At 46.8% G+C, this 13,801-nt stretch carries 10 protein-coding genes and 1 pseudogene; 4 read left to right on the forward strand and 7 right to left on the reverse strand.

Annotation, left to right across the window (positions count from 1 at the left end; translation table 11 throughout):
* Positions 1–62: 62 nt before the first annotated feature.
* The 7 genes and pseudogenes from KHB02_RS27945 to KHB02_RS27975 form a co-directional block, all read right to left on the reverse strand.
* On the reverse strand, positions 63–1,901 hold the full coding sequence (locus tag KHB02_RS27945; RefSeq protein WP_213146322.1) for an NHL repeat-containing protein: 1,839 nt from the start codon (positions 1,899–1,901) through the stop codon (positions 63–65).
* A 63-nt stretch (positions 1,902–1,964) separates the two neighbouring features.
* On the reverse strand, positions 1,965–3,224 hold the full coding sequence (locus tag KHB02_RS27950; RefSeq protein WP_213146321.1) for a DegT/DnrJ/EryC1/StrS family aminotransferase: 1,260 nt from the start codon (positions 3,222–3,224) through the stop codon (positions 1,965–1,967).
* A 13-nt stretch (positions 3,225–3,237) separates the two neighbouring features.
* Positions 3,238–4,920 carry a polysaccharide deacetylase family protein gene (locus KHB02_RS27955; RefSeq protein WP_213146320.1) on the reverse strand — a complete coding sequence of 561 codons (1,683 nt, stop codon included), beginning with the start codon at positions 4,918–4,920 and terminating at the stop codon, positions 3,238–3,240.
* A gap of 238 nt (positions 4,921–5,158) precedes the next feature.
* Positions 5,159–6,232: an autoinducer 2 ABC transporter substrate-binding protein LsrB gene (lsrB, locus tag KHB02_RS27960; protein ID WP_213146319.1), complete on the reverse strand. Its 1,074-nt coding sequence runs from the start codon at positions 6,230–6,232 to the stop codon at positions 5,159–5,161.
* Positions 6,233–6,247: 15 nt separating this feature from the next.
* Positions 6,248–7,234 (reverse strand): ABC transporter permease, encoded by a 987-nt coding sequence (locus tag KHB02_RS27965; protein ID WP_213146318.1) that lies wholly within the window; start codon positions 7,232–7,234, stop codon positions 6,248–6,250.
* A complete protein-coding gene (locus KHB02_RS27970) occupies positions 7,218–8,231 on the reverse strand; it encodes an ABC transporter permease subunit (RefSeq protein WP_213146317.1) in 1,014 nt (337 codons plus the stop codon). Before KHB02_RS27970 ends, KHB02_RS27965 begins: the two co-directional genes overlap by 17 nt.
* Positions 8,228–9,635, reverse strand: a pseudogene (locus tag KHB02_RS27975) (sugar ABC transporter ATP-binding protein). Before KHB02_RS27975 ends, KHB02_RS27970 begins: the two are co-directional and overlap by 4 nt.
* 251 nt (positions 9,636–9,886) lie before the next feature.
* Here KHB02_RS27975 and KHB02_RS27980 point away from each other — a divergent pair.
* The 4 genes from KHB02_RS27980 to lsrF are packed head-to-tail and all read left to right on the forward strand — an operon-like array spanning position 9,887 to position 13,584.
* Positions 9,887–10,834 (forward strand): sugar-binding transcriptional regulator, encoded by a 948-nt coding sequence (locus KHB02_RS27980; RefSeq protein WP_213146316.1) that lies wholly within the window; start codon positions 9,887–9,889, stop codon positions 10,832–10,834.
* Positions 10,835–12,400 (forward strand): autoinducer-2 kinase, encoded by a 1,566-nt coding sequence (gene lsrK, locus KHB02_RS27985; RefSeq protein ID WP_213146315.1) that lies wholly within the window; start codon positions 10,835–10,837, stop codon positions 12,398–12,400.
* A 24-nt stretch (positions 12,401–12,424) separates the two neighbouring features.
* Positions 12,425–12,784, forward strand: coding sequence for a cupin domain-containing protein (locus tag KHB02_RS27990; RefSeq protein ID WP_213146314.1), 360 nt, complete (start codon positions 12,425–12,427; stop codon positions 12,782–12,784).
* A gap of 8 nt (positions 12,785–12,792) precedes the next feature.
* Complete coding sequence (gene lsrF, locus KHB02_RS27995; RefSeq protein WP_213146741.1) at positions 12,793–13,584, forward strand: 3-hydroxy-5-phosphonooxypentane-2,4-dione thiolase; 792 nt, start codon at positions 12,793–12,795, stop codon at positions 13,582–13,584.
* The last annotated feature ends 217 nt before the right edge of the window (positions 13,585–13,801 follow it).

Below are 13,801 nucleotides of genomic sequence, written 5' to 3' on the forward strand. Positions count from 1 at the left end.
TTCCTTCTTCCTGCAGCTGTTTCAAGGTATAGGCCATCCTAGCGTCACCACTCTTTGTCAATTTACGATTCCACTTTTATACTCATGAGATGGCTTCCTGAGCCATAATAGATCCATCCGTCATGATAGACCATGCCGCTTGTAGCACGGTTCGCCAACAGAGCATGAACCTCAGGCTCTCTTGGCTCCGGCCCCGTGATCTCAATTTTGATAATCGCCTGATTTAATAAGCCATAAAGTGCTGGCTGTTCCGTACTGCCGACAAAGCCCGTTCGAACAGGTGCACCGTAGCCTGAAAAATCCTTTTGAAACAGAACTTTGCGGCTCTGAGGATCAAACACAAAATAAATGCCTTCGATCGTCAACCCGTGCACGAGATCCCGCACATCCACAAACAACTGGGAAATTTCTTTGGAACCAGGAATCGGGCTGATGCGAAAACCAACCTCCTGCTTGGTCCAATCGAATAAAAAGAGTTTCCCTTCCTGCTCCTTCGTGCTGGCACCGCCGGGGGTTTCGATACTGGTTCCTCCGACAATATCACCAGAACGCAGGACACCAAGGCAGACGGTACTCTGATTCGGGACAACAGAAGTATGCGGGAGGACCGTATTCGTCCGTGAGTCAACAAGATAGATTCCAAGGCCGCCGCCAGTCATTCCATAGCCCGGAAATCCGCCCCAAACAATATGGCTGCCGTCAGGATGGGCGGCTGCACATCTTGGCCGGTGAATGTCTAAATGCTCGCTGATCAGCCTCGGATTCCTACTGTTTTCCAAGTGTTGAATGGGCTTCTCCAGATTGATTTCATATATTTTTCCGCCGGCATAGGCAAACCCAATCAGCCTCGTCCCTTGAACCGCATAGGCAGGAATATTCCCGCCGCCGCCTTTTTCGAGCACCGCTCCACCAAAATTCGTAGCTTGCTGGGCGGTTACCTCATAGCGAAAAAGCTGCATTGGATGCATTGAAGTTCCATAAATATAGCGATTGTCAGCAGAAATGAGAGTTGAAAGTGCAGCACCTTCCGATTGGTACTGCAATGTAATTTTCTTGGCGGAATCCTGCTGTTTTTTTATAAAAAGAAACCCTTCTGCCATACGATGCTCCAGCACCCTCCAGCAGCCCTCCCCATTCCGGTGGATTCGGTTAAAGCCCTCTCCGGAATAACGGGAGTCTGCGGCGTGGGAGGTAAGACTGCAGCCGCCCGCGAAAAATTCATACCAAATCAACGATTTATTGACATCCTTTAAATCGCTTGCTTCCCAATGCCCATAGACGTTTCCGTCTTTGCCTTGATAGACATACCCCGCGCCTCTTGTTCGTTCGGTTGGCGGGACGAGCGTTTTCCGCTCCTTTGTATCCGGATGAAAGGCAACGATATTTTTCCGCTCCGTGCCAATCCCAAGATACACCCAGCCATGCCTGTCAACCGCAGTACTGGCAGGATACTTTTCCGTTTTATCCATCTGCCCGTGGTCGTGAATGGTTTTTGTTTTTGGGCAATATTGCAGAAGATGACAGCTTGGGTACGAAGAAAAATAAATCTGGCCGGAGCAGTCCTCCGCAAAGCTGAAACCAACAATTTCTTCGCCATTTTCTATCCATTGATAATCAAAGAATTCTCCTTTGAACGGATCAATGACCATCAGCATGTTTCCTGCCCCGGTGTAAAACAGGCCGTCTTCACTGCTGTAGGAAGCAAAGGGATAGTCTATATGCTGTTCCGGAAAGAATAACTGCCTGGTTTCTTCTGTTTCCGGGTCAATTATTAATACAAACCCCTTCGCCGCAATCACCAATCGTTCTTCGCCAGCACGATTAATGCAGATGGCCGCCGTTCGGGATTCCTCGGCGTTTACCTGAATGCCGTGGTCTACGGCCCGTCTATTTGTCATCATTAAGAATCCCTCTTTTTCATGGACTTTCGTTGGGGAGGTTTCCCGTTCATGTTTTTTGGTCTTTTATTTACTCTCGGCAGGTGATTTTTCCATAGAATAATAATTTGCTACTTTCGTGACCGCCGCAATGATTTCTTCGATATCCTGTTGCTCGTAAAACTCGCTTAGATTAATACGGATGGCCGTATTCAATATTTCCTCCGCGACTGGACAGAGCCCTTTTGGATAATCCTGTGCTGACAAGCTGAACGGAAATTGGCTGTTTAGATATGCTTGCTTTTGCTGAAACATTGGCTGCACGTAAAGCACCTTTGGGATGTACCCGGCCTGATTCGGAATGCCTTCAGCGGCAAGAGCGGCTGAGAATTCTTCGTTTGAACAGGAGAGAACTTCTGGGTTTAGCCTGAACATATAGAACCAGTACGTACAATAATCCTGTTCCGAAATATCCATCGGATAGAGGCCATCTACCACTCCAACTGCACTATTCAGCATTTCGCCATACTGATGCCGCGTCTCACAAATCCAGTTCAGCTTTCGCAATTGGGCAATTCCCACCGCACCTTGGAGCTCCGTCATTCGGTAATTCGGCGCCAAATAGTGAATGTCGCGCGATACCTTGTCGTCGAGGCGCTGATAATTTTTATCGGCAAAGGCATGGGTGCGGTGGTAATCCTGTTCATTGCCGGAATTGACGGTGACAATCCCGCCATCGCCTGTGGAAATATGTTTAAAATCATTGGTACTAAAGCATCCATAATCTCCGATGGTACCTACTAATCTACCTTTATATCTAGTTAAATAGCTTTGAGCGCAATCCTCGATTACCTTCAGATTATGCTTCTTGGCAATTTCCATAATCGGATCCATATCACAGGGATTCCCGGCCAAGTGCACAACGAGAATCGCCTTCGTTTTTTCCGTGATTTTTTCTTCTATCGATTTTGGATCTAAATTAAACGAATAGGGATGGAGGTCAGCAAAAACGGGAATGGCATTTTGATAAAGTATCCCGATGACAGTTCCCTGATCCGTGATGGGACTTGTGATAACCTCATCTCCTACGGTAACCCCTGCAGCTCCAAGTGCCACATGGATTGCTGCCGTCCCTGACGATGTCGCTACACTGTATTTTACACCATGCATGTTATTGAAATCTTCTAAAAACTGATTTACCTTTTTCCCAAAGTGATAGAAAAGAGTATTCTGATTAAGGGCTTCAATGAGTTCCTTTACTTCTTCCTCGCCGAAACGGTTTCCCGTTCCAAATGGCGTGGTTTTCGTTTTCGGTCCTCCATGAATCGCAAGCTGATTGGTTAGCATCTTCACCCACTCCTCACAATTCCACTTTATTTAGCTGAACCTGCAATACTTGAGTTTTGCCTGGCAGACCATATTTATAGGTAAGTCCGCGTTCCTCGGCATCCGCATCAGCCAGAGGAATCCAAACCTTCACATCCGGCAGTTCCGCAGCTCCTAGGACTTCCAGTCTGCCATTTGCAGAGACCGTCAGCGTCCTGCGTGCCCTTTCCCAATCATTAATTTGCTTGGAGGTCCAGAATGTAAACCCAGCTGCCCTTGCTTTCCTGACTACTTCAATCAGCGCCTCTTTGACCTTTGGCAAATGGTAGATGTGATGCTGATGGAACAAGAAATGCGCTACGCCGTCTACTCGTTTTGCTTTTTCCAAAAACGGCTGAATAATGGTGGTATCCGCAAGCGAAGGGTGATTCATATCCTGCGTCAAAAAGCCAATCTCCATTACGTCGTAGAAGCGGTTTTGTTCATCTGCCAACGAAATTGGGAAGTATGGCTGGCACGTTCCAAACAGAAACCCGACATTCCCTTTTTTACTTGGTCCTCTTGTTTGATCCGCCTGTATGCCATTCTTCTCACACCATTGGAACAGCTCCCCCCAGCCCTCAAACCTTGTGTAGTGGTTTTTATTGGAGGTGAAATTGGTTTCATCGGCTGCTCCCTTTAACCATTCAAGCTGCTCCAAAAAGGCTTCTTCCGACCAGACGCCGTCTTCCGCCTCTAATGCATTATAATGAAGGGCTAACTCGTGGCCATCGACTTTTGCTTTTTCATAGATTTCCTTGCTGAATCCAGGAGCGATGATACACCAAGTGGTCTGGACATCCTCCTGTTTCAATACTTGTAATGTGGCTTCGGCGGCTTCGTTGATGTTCATATCGCTGTCAAACGAAATCATCGCCATATGCTGAACCCCTGCAGGCCAGTACTCGAGTACGGGCAGGGTCAACCCTTTATCCAAAGCGCGCCGGGTTAAGTGCCCAAGGAGGACTTCCCTCCATAGATCGGCATAGGGTGTAAAAAAATAAGGCATCCCCGTTTCCGTTGTTTTCCGGTCCTTTTCCCAGTCTAATTCGAACCCGTCATCTGCCTTGAGAATTCCTTCATCCAGATTTGCCGTTCCATCAGGAGCCGGGATTCCATCCTCTGTTACAGGCGACGTTCCCTGTTGGAGCCCGACAATCGTTTCCGGAATATTGATCGCCCAGCGGTCAACATATCCTTTTCCAACTGGTATTTGCAGAAGAGCTGCTGATTTCTGGTCATCGCCGCTTAATTCACCCGTTTGTTTTACCGATTCTGAGTCAATATATTGCCAAGGATTTGCCTTCAGATAGCGAAGCGGGTCTTCCTGACCGAATTCCGCTGGCAAAACAAGATAACCAGCTTCCAATGGCGGCAGGATTTTACACCCAAGCTCCTGGCTGAGGAGCTCCAATCCTCCGTAACTGATGACAATTCCTCCCGAAGCGGCGTATTCCAATAATGCCTCTTTTATGAGATGGTTTTCACTTGCAAGTCCGACAATCAATAAATCTACTGTATTAAATTTTGATATATCATCTATCATTTGATAGGGTACTCGAGCATGTTCTAACACCTCGATTATAAATCGTTCAAATATATTTTCCTGATGGGACCATCGCTGCAATTCTGCCTGCCCATCGAAAAACAGACCAATTCTGGCCATTTGCATATCCATCTCACCAACCTTCCCCTCTTTTGTTAAGAACATGTATTTAACCTGTATGCGAGAATCATAAACCAAATTATTGGAAAGTTCAATTACTTTTTTGAATATTTTAGTTTTTTTGTTGAATAACTGGCATGGAGACGGTGGTTTGGAGGGATATTCCCATAAAAAAACAGCTTCGAGTTTTTCACTCTAAGCTGTTTTTGTGTGGTATTTTATTTGGGCAGTTTTCCAACCCAATCCCACATTAAAAATCGTATTTATCAATATTATCCTTCGTAAACACCACCCGCTCCGGCAAGAGGATAATGCCGCTGCGATCATCGGTATAGTCATAGCCTTGAATGGTATTTGGCTCAATCTTCACGTGACCGATATTCGGTACATCAAACTCGTCGCCGACCTTCAAATCCTTGCCCTCAACTGTCATCAGATAGGCAACATAAGCAGCCAGTGCCCCCTGCTTTTTCACATCCCACAGCCCGAATTGCTTCACCGTGCCGCGCTTGACAAAGTCCCGCATAACGTTCGGTGTCGAGAATCCAGTAATCGCAATTTTGCCTGCTACGCCAAGATTTTCCGCCGCTTGAGCCATGGCCGGCAGCGCAGTAGCATCCGGACAAATGACAGCATCGATATCAGGATACGTATTAATAATGTTTTGACCGACAGTCAGAGATTTCTGGGCATCATTTTCGCCAAATTGGGTCGTTACAATCTCCCATCCTGGGTGCTTAGCTTTAATTTTTGCCTTGGCAGCTTCAACCCATTGGTTCTGGTCCGTTACTGTTGGGCTAGAGTAAAAGAATGCAACCTTCGCCTTGTCGCCAACCTGCTCAGCCGTCATGTCAATCAGCATGCCGCCCAATTGGTCTGGAGTACCTTGATTAATATAGAAGGAACGGTGCTCAGGGTTAACGTCGGAGTCCCAAGTCAGGATTTTGACGCCGCGTTTTTTCGCACGGTCCAAGGCCTGGTTCAAGCCATCCACAGAGGTGGAAGAAACCATTAAAGCCTTATAGCCCTGGTTAACAAAATTGTTAATGTACTTAACTTGCCCGGCAACAGACGCTTCACTCGGCCCGTCATAGGTCAACTCCACGCCAAGCTCTTTAGCCATTTCCTTTGCCCCTTCACCGCCGGAGGTAAAAAAGCCGACACCGGTCAATTTAGGGATAAAGGCCAGTTTAACATTCTTTTTATCAGTTTTCCCGCCGCCGCCCTCGCCGGACGACTTTTCTCCTTTGCTGCTGCAAGCGGCCAGTACCAGCAGTGCCGATAAAATAATAGTGAGCAGTTTCAGATAACCAGATTTTCTCATTACGCTACACTCCTTTTAAGGCCCCTTCACTTCTGCCTTTTTAATATAAAACTTTTTTAAAAACCCCCAATTGGTTAAACGGAGTAACACGGCAATGATTAACAAAAATCCAATAACCACACTTGTTTCTTGGCTGGTCATACTCATCATCTGTAAGCCATACTGCATCATACCAATCACAATACTGGCAATTCCTGTACCGACTACTGTACCTTTGCCCCCTGTAATACTTGTTCCTCCCAAAACAACTGCCGTAATGACAGGCAGCACGGCTTCTGTTCCGAGGTCTGACCTGGCGGAACTGAAGTAGGATGTCAAGATTAGCCCACTCACACCACCTCCCAAACCGGCTATGATATAAGACCAAATTAAAATCGATTTTACCCGAATCCCGCTGTAGCGGGCGGACTTGCTATTAATCCCCACCAGAAAAACCTGTCTGCCAAACCGGGTTAGATTCAAAATAACCGCAAAGAAAACCATAAAACCTATAAAAAAAAGGATCGGATTGGGCAGCCCGAAAGTTTCTCCATTGGCCAGCGTCACAAACCCATCCGGAAACCCGCTGATTCCTTCATATCCGGAAGCACTGCTGCCGCCGGATATGACCAAAGCAATTCCAGAAAAAAGAAACATCGTTCCCAGCGTCACAACTAACGGCTGAACATTCGTTGTAGCGACAATGGTTCCGTTAACTGCTCCTGCACAGGCACTAATTAACAGGGCAACCAGCACGGCCAGCCAAATGTTGAGCCCATTCATCCAAAGAACCCCGATTATAATAGAGGTTAGGCCGATCGTGGAGCCTACAGATACGTCGATTCCGCCCGTTATGATGACGTAGGTCATCGGAATCGCGGCTAGTCCAATGTAGACATAATCATTCATGCTAAAAATCAAGTTCGTCAAATTTAAAAAGTCAGGGTTCATTACTCCGAAGAAAATGAGTTCAAGGATGAGAAAAATGACTAGAGCGCCCTCCCATCTAAAGAGTAGCTTCATCGCCCTGACCTCCTCCTTCCGCTTCTGCCGTTTCCTTCTTTTTAAATTGGCTATTTGTTAAAAAGCTTTGGAACCTAGAGTCACTGATGACAATGACGAGCAATAAAAACCCGGAAATGGCGTTATTCCAGTAGGCAGGAATTTTTAAATAAATTAATGAACTGTTAATGGCTGTTAAAAAGATTGCCCCAAGCCCTGCTCCCAGCACCGTTCCGAGACCGCCGTTTAAGCTGACTCCACCTAATACCGCCGCCGCAATGACCTGCAGCTCCATCCCGCTTCCGGTTTGGTTCGGGACAAAGCCAATATTCATGACAAAAATCAGCCCGGCAACCGAAGCGGATAGACCAGATAGCACAAAAGCGAGAACTCTTACCTTGGAAACAGGAATCCCAATCAGCCGTGCTCCATCGGCATTATCGCCGACGGCATAGAAGTATCGACCAAACTTGGTCAGCCGCAAAACCAAATAGGCTGCAATAAGAATCACAAGTCCTACCCAAACAGGCAGTGGCAACCCGATAAAATCCGTTCCCGACAGCTTTTTAAAATAATTCGGAATGTCCTCAATCCACTTTCCGCCTGTTAAAATAATCATGAAACCTCGTAAAATACCTAAAGTTCCTAATGTCATAATGATGGCGGGAATCCTCAAGTAAGCCACTCCGAGACCATTAAACAGGCCGGCGAGCACACCAACGGCGAGTACCGCAAGAGACGAAACCCAGCCCGAAACCCCGCTGGTCAACAGCAGGCCGCACACCGCCGCTGATAGCCCCATCGTCGACCCGACCGAAACATCTATTTCTCTCGTTAACAGAACAAACGACTGACCGACTGCCAGGATGAGCAAAATAATCGCGCTCTCCACTAACAAAAGCAAACTTTTCCCTGTTACAAATTTGCTATTCACCATTCCTACGATTGATATAAACACAACAATCAGAACGACAATCGAGATTTCCCGCTGCTTCATCAATTTTGAAAGGAGATTCATAGCGTCTTCAACTCCTTCTGGATCCCGAATGCGGCTGAGGTGATGGAATCGATGGTTAAGTCCTCTTTGGCTATCGTTGTTGTCATCCGTCCTTCATGCATAACAAGCACCCGGTCGCTAAGCTGGACGATTTCTTCGGTATCGGAGGAGATAAGAATCACTGCCAAACCCTTGTGCTTCAAGTCGTTGATCATCTTGTAAATATCTCCGCGCGCTCCGGCATCGATGCCGCGCGTCGGTTCATCCAAAATAATAACTTTTGGACCAGTTTCCAGGTATTTCGAGAGAACAATTTTTTGCTGATTGCCTCCAGATAGATTGCTGATTATTTGGTTGGGGCCTGTAGTGACAACTTTTAGGCTGTTGATGGATTGAGCGGCGATGGCTTTTTCTTTTTTAAAAGGGAGGAATAGGCTGCGGAATGTTGGCAGGATCGTTGATGTGATGTTCATTTTTAAGGAGGCAATGGAGAATAGGCCGTGCTGGTGGCGGTCCTCAGGGACATACACCAAACCCCGGTTAATCCGTTCTCGCAAAGAATACTTCTTAATACTTTCCTTTTCTAAAAAAATATCTCCGGAATCCGATGGCTCAAGGCCAAAGATTGAAGTGGCAAGTTCCGTCCGGCCTGCACTGACGATGCTGCCCGGCTGAAGGCTCCGCCTCCGTTCGTTCCACTGGCGGAGCCAGAACTTCTATTTGTTCCGGCATTAATCCTGCCAACAATTTTTCATAAGTAAAATCTCGGACGGGCCCGTTTGCCGAGATGACGCCATCCCGAAGGACAGCAACGGTATCAGCCAGTTCAAAGATCTCCGTAAGACGGTGGGTAATATAAAACACACCAAGGCCTTCGCTTGTTAATTTTTTGATGGTGGAAAAGAGAGAATTGATTTCACTAAAGGTTAGAGTGGAGGTTGGTTCGTCTAGGATAAGAATCTTGGCATTTCGGATTAACCCTCTAAGCAGTTCAACCAGCTGCTGCTCCGCAATCGATAGGCTAAGGCCCCTGCGGTTTAAATCCAAATTCCAGCCTAGGACGGAGAGATAATGCTGAATCCGCCTCTCGCATTCGGCTTTATTCTCATGCAAACCAATGGTCACGTTTTCGCGAATCGTCATATTGGGGAAGATTAGTGGTTCCTGTGGGACTAGATAGATTCCATGTTTGTGGGCATCGGATGGCTGGTGAAACAATACTTCGCTGCCCCCCACTACCATTTGCCCCTGATCGGCTCGATACAATCCCGTTATGATTTTCATTAAAGTTGATTTACCAGCACCGTTTCCGCCAACAATCGCAAAGACTTCTCCCTTATGAAGGGTCAAATCTACACCCTTTAATACGGGGTTCCCTGCAAATTGCTTGTATATTTGCCGGATATGAAGCAGCTGGTCATCCATTCCAATCACCCGCCTTGTCCGGTTATCACACTAGTAATCTAAACATTTTTTCAAGAAGGAAACTTTTGTCTGCGGCTGTAAAAACGCTTACAACTCAAATATTAAATGACAAAATACCCAGAGTCAATACGTTAATTTTAAATTATCTAAATTTTTAGAAATTAATTGACTTTCCATTTTCAGCCCCCTATACTCAGTATCAGAGTGAACATTTGTTACGTGAATGATTTTTTGTTGAAAGGTTGAGGAACATGACGAACAATGATGCGTTCACTGAAAACCTCCTCGTCAAGGTCGCCTGGTATTATTACAAGGATAACCTCACACAGACCGAAATCGCAGAACGGCTTCAATTATCAAGAAACAAAGTTGTTCGTTTGCTCGAGCGCGCCCGTGCCGAAAATATCGTGCAATTTCATATCCAAGGTCACGGCGTCCACTGTCTGGAAATTGAACGTGATCTAGTCTCCGTCTTTAAGCTGCCTCAAGCCTTTGTCATTCCAACTCCTACTAATAACCTTAGCCGTTCCTTATCTAAAGCTGCCGCTCAATATCTAGAAAACTGCATTTCTAACAATGATTTGATAGGGTTCGGATGGGGCGAAGCCGCATCGAGAACCATTGAAGCTTTATCCATCGACCTTGCCATCGAGGTATCTATGGTCACTCTGACTGGCGGTGTTAACTACTATTTTCACAAGCGCGATTACTCCATGGAGGGCGGCCTTGATAAATTTAAAGGCGGAATCCATGTTATTCCGGCGCCGTTTCTCGCCTCCTCGGAGAGAATGGCGAAAAATATGTTATCAGAACCTTCGGTGGAAAATATACTTGATTTGGCAAGTTTGTGCCACCACGCCGTCGTCGGGATTGGCGGTTTGTCCTCCGATTCGACGATCATCAAAGAAGAAAAGATGACCCTTAACGAACTGCTTTATATTAAAAATCAAAATGCCGTCGGCGACATTCTTGGCCAATTTTTTGATGTAAAAGGCGAGCTTCTGGAATTGCCGCACCATAACCGGTTAATCGGCACCCATCTTCATACATTGAAAAAATTAAAAAATGTCATCGGCGTGGCCGGCGGTCCGCATAAAGTGGAGGCCATCTTCGGTGCGTTGAAAGGAGGTTACATCGATACCCTGATTACCGATGAAGAAACCGCTGCTTCACTACTGAAAAAGGAGGCTGCTTTTTAAATGGAGTATATCCTGGTTTTTGATGCCGGCACTGGCAGTGTGAGAGCTGTTCTTTTTGACAAAGCGGGCAAGCAAGTGGCCGTCTCGCAATACGAATGGACGCATTTGGAAGACCCGCGCTATCCGGGCTCGATGGATTTTGATGTAAACCGAAATTGGGAGATCATCCAAACCTGCATCTCCGAGGTGTTGGAGCGGTCCGGCGTTCCCCCAAGCAGCATTAAAGCGATTAGTGCCACAAGCATGCGCGAGGGCTTTGTCCTCTATGACGAAAATGGAAAAGAAATTTGGGCCTGTGCCAATGTCGATGCCAGGGCGATGGCTGAAGCCAAAGAGCTTAAAAATGGCGAGCCCGAGCTTGAGAAGCGACTCTATGAATTATCCGGACAAACATTTGCCCTAGGCGCCCTCCCCCGTTTGCTCTGGATCAAAAATAACCAGCCGGAAATCTATGAAAAAATCGCCTACCTAACCATGATCAATGATTGGATTCTCTTTAAACTCACCAGCAAACTTCAAGTAGACCCCTCTAACGGCTGTACCACTGGACTTTTTGATTTAAACAATCGTACTTGGACACCAGCCATTGCCGAAGCCTGTCAGCTAAAAAACAACATCTTTCCTCCCGTAAACGAAGCAGGAATTCTACTCGGAACCATTCCAGAATCTATCGCTCATTCTACTGGACTAGCAAAAGGCACGCCCGTTTTTAGCGGCGGTGGTGATGCGCAGCTTGCATCCGTCGGCGTCGGCGCCATTGGTGACGGCCAGACCTTTATTTGCGGCGGCAGCTTCTGGCAGCAGGAAATCAACATAAAAGAAGCGATGATTGACCCTGACTGCCGAATCCGTGTGAATTGTCACGCTGTCCCGGATTTATGGCAAATTGAAACGATTGCCTTCTTCCCTGGCCTTGTCATGAGATGGTTCCGCGATGCTTTTTGCCAGCTTGAAAAAATGGAAGCCGCGCAAACCGGACGCGATGCCTATGAAATTTTAGAAGAAAAAGCAAAGGATGTTCCTGTCGGTGCGAACGGCATTATCCCAATATTCTCAGACGTCATGGATTACATCTCATGGCGGCATGCAGCCCCCTCCTTCCTTAATCTCACTATTGATCCCAACAAAACCGGTAAAAAAGAAATGTTTAAATCGATCCAGGAAAACGCCTGCCTCGTGACCTATGGCAACCTGAAGATTGTCGAGGAGGTCACCGGGCACTACCCTACGGAGGCTATTTTTGCTGGAGGTGCTTCCAAAGGTAAGCTTTGGAGCCAAACGCTGGCAGATGTGCTCGGCATTCCTGTTAGGATCCCTGTCGAAAAAGAAGCGGCCGCCCTCGGTACCGCGATTATGGCTGGGGTGGGGGCTGGTTTGTTTTTAGATCTTGAGACTGCTATTTCGGGGCTAGTGAAGTGGGAACGGGTTCACTATCCTAATATGGATAACCATGCTCGGTATCTATTACTATATGAAAATTGGCGTGAGGTTTATGCCGAGCAGCTGCGATTAGCCGATTCGGGAAAAACCAACCACATGTGGATGGCACCCGGGTTGAGTGTTTAATTTTTGAAAGGGGGTGAAACGGCAATGTTTCACGTGAACGAAAAAAATCTGGAATACCGTTATGGCAGCCACGGGCCGAAGTACTTACGTAAAGGACCGAATGTCGATATTGGCGTGGTGTTGTTAAAACCGGGCGATGACCACGAAAATCACTACCATACTACGTGCGAAGAAATCTTCTATATCCTTGAAGGGGAAATGGATATTTATATAGACGGCGAGCCTGTCCACGTTAAACCGGGCGATATGCTTCAAGTGCGGCCATTTGAAGCCCATTATCTTAAAAATACTTCCTTGGTTGATTTTAAAGCTGTTTTTATTAAATCACCGCATATCAGCGAAAGGGACACGGTCATTGTAGAAAATCCGAAGATGAAGGAGTGATTTTGAAGATGAATTGGGGATTTCAAAATAGAATGAGTCAAATCTTTCCGGGTGGCAAGGCGGTCATGCTGGCGATAGACCACGGCTATTTCCTCGGCCCTGTCCATGGGTTGGAAAAACCGGGCGAAACCGTTCGTAGCCTGCTTCCTCATACGGATTCGTTATTTGTGACTAGGGGGACACTCGATTCCTGCATCCCTGCCGATGTGAATAAGCCGATGCTGTTGCGAGTGTCCGGCGGTCCGAGTGTGCTAAGTGACCTTTCCAATGAAACAATTGTGACGCCGATTAAGGAAGCGATTCGCCATAATGTGGTTGGTGTCGGGGTTTCGATGTTTATTGGCTCGAAACATGAAACGCAAACCGTAGCAAATTTAGCGAATGTCGTTACCGAGGCCCACGAGTATGGGATTCCGGTGTTGGCGATTACCGCTGTCGGCCATGAACTGGAGAAGCGGGACGCACGGTTTTTGGGGTTGGCTTCCCGGATAGCCGCCGAAATGGGAGCGGATATTGTGAAAACCTACTATTGTGAAGGATTTGAAAAAGTCACCGGAACCTGTCCAGTGCCGATTGTGATTGCGGGCGGTCCTAAGTTGGAGACCATTAAAGATGCGCTGGAGCTTACGTTTAATGCGATGAATCAGGGTGCGGCGGGCGTTGATATGGGCCGCAATATCTGGCAATCGGAGTATCCGGAAGCGATGATTCAGGCGATTAACGGGATTGTGCATAAGGGACTGAAGGTTGGTGAGGCGCTGGAGTTGTATGGGCAGTTGACTGGGGTGAAGGTGGGGTAAAATTGTTGTATTTATTGGTTCGGAGGGCAAAACCTGGCCCTCCCTTTTTATTTGGTCAATTTTCACTACATAGTTTGTGCCTCTCAGTACATAATTCATGGATCTCACTACATAATTTCCGGTCCTCACGACACTTTTTGGAATAAATAGGTAACTTTTTAAACTTACTCTATTCTCTCTACATAATTTGGACCTTTCACTACATAATTCCAGGATT

Source organism: Neobacillus citreus, assembly GCF_018343545.2.
Lineage (GTDB): Bacteria > Bacillota > Bacilli > Bacillales > Cytobacillaceae > Neobacillus > Neobacillus citreus.